Source organism: Nonomuraea sp. NPDC049400, assembly GCF_044466425.1.
Classification (GTDB): Bacteria; Actinomycetota; Actinomycetes; order Streptosporangiales; family Streptosporangiaceae; genus Nonomuraea.
Map to the genome: position 1 here is coordinate 1 of NZ_JBITMP010000150.1, position 1,751 is coordinate 1,751.

A 1,751-nucleotide genomic window follows, 5' to 3' on the forward strand; every position below is an offset into this window, starting at 1 on the left:
TGAGAGGATTCCATCCTGTTTTCCCAGGTAGAAGGGGATGGCCTGGCGCAGTTGGGCGTGATCTCTGCTGGTGAATGGCAGGGATCATGGTTCTTGATCATCCGGCAGGTGGACAAAAGCGGATCTTCCGTGATTCGGATGCGACGGCCCTTCCAGGATCGTTATCGTCCGTGTCCAGATGCTTTCGTCAGGTAACCGCCGTTGGTTGGTCGGGGGATGCCGTGTCACTGCTGGACCAGATCACCACACGCCTCGTCGCAGCTACCGAACGCGCCGAGCACCTGCGCACCCAGCTGGCCGAGGCCGAAGACAACCTGGACCGGCTGCGGGTGGCCGAGCAGGTGGTCAAGGAAATTCTCGCCGAACAGCCCGGCCCGGAGCCGGCCGAGGAGCCCGCCGGTGAACCGGCGCCGGTGTATCAGGTGGCACTGCCCGCTGACCGTGCCGCGCAACTACTGCCCGGCGGCCGGTTGATCTGCTTCCGGCACGAGGCCGCCGGGACCCACGTACTCCCCGCCGACTACCAGGCGCTGCTTTCCGCGGTGTGCTCCGTCCAGGCCCCGCTGCCGGTCAAGACGATCTGCGAGCAGCTGGGACTGGCCACCGAACCGGGCCAGGTTGAAGGAACCCGGGCCAAGCTGAATCGGCTGGTCGAGCGAGGCTGGCTGCGCAAGACCGCGGCCGGAGCGTTCGCCCCGCCGTCCTGACCGGCACCTCCGAGACGCCTATCTCACACCCCTGACCGGGGACGACGCCTGCGCCACGCCCATACGGCGGCGACGTGGCGCGCCCCCGGCAGGGGCATGGCGGTGTGTGAGAACAACCAAAACACTCGCCGAGGACGCGCCGTCTGCTGTCTACCAGTGCCGCCTGCCGCTGTCCACCAAGACCATCACCCTGGTGGCCGACCTGCTACGCGGCCACCTCAAAGCGATCGGGTCCCGCTGGCGGAAACTGCCCGCCGGGAAGATCGCTCTCATCGTGCTCGCCGTCCTGCGCCACGACCAGCGCCTGGCCGACATGGCCGGCGGCAACAACGTCTCAGCCTCCACCATCCGCCGCTGGCTGCTGGAGGTCATCAACCTGCTCGCCGCGCGCGCCCCACGCCTGGACCGCGCCCTGAAGAAGATCGCCAAGGCCGGCGGGCAGATCGTGCTGCTGGACGGCACCCTGGTACGCACCCGCCGCCGCACCGGGCAGGCCAACCGCAAGAACTACAACGGCAAGCACAAGGTCCACGGCCTGCTGTTCCTCGCCCTCACCGACGAGCACGGCAACCTGATCTGGATCTCCTGCGCCAAGCCGGGCCGCTCGAGCGAGATCACCACCGCCCGCCACAACAAGATCACCACCTGGCTGCGCCGCTTCGACCTGGGCGCCCTGGCCGATCTGGGCTTCGTCGGGCTGGAGGACGACCCCGACGACCCCGTCATCATCACCGGGTTCAAGGCCAGCAAGAACAACCCGCTCACCAAGGCCCAAAAACAGGCGAACCGGCTGGTGAACCGCGAGCGCGCCGCAGTCGAGCACGGCATCGGCGACCTGAAGAACTGGCGCATACTGACCCGGCTGCGCCTGAACGCCCAGCATGCCACCGCGCTGCTACGCGCCCTACTCGTGCTCACCCACCTCGAAGTCACCCGCTGACAAACGATCTACCTTCATGATCTCGCCTCGCCACCACGACGTTCACACCTGACCGCCACCACACCAGCCCGTTCTACCTGCGGAAACAGGATGGAACTCTCTCA

2 protein-coding genes are annotated in these 1,751 nt (G+C 67.0%); both read left to right on the top strand.

Features of this window, described 5'->3' with window-relative positions:
- Window positions 1-221 precede the first annotated feature (221 nt).
- The gene (locus ACIBVN_RS60820) at window positions 222-707 is read left to right on the top strand and encodes a hypothetical protein (protein WP_397152033.1); all 486 of its coding nucleotides are present in this window, start codon (window positions 222-224) and stop codon (window positions 705-707) included.
- 106 nt (window positions 708-813) lie between these two features.
- Window positions 814-1,647 carry a transposase family protein gene (locus ACIBVN_RS60825; RefSeq protein ID WP_397152035.1) on the top strand — a complete coding sequence of 278 codons (834 nt, stop codon included), beginning with the start codon at window positions 814-816 and terminating at the stop codon, window positions 1,645-1,647.
- Window positions 1,648-1,751: the final 104 nt, after the last annotated feature.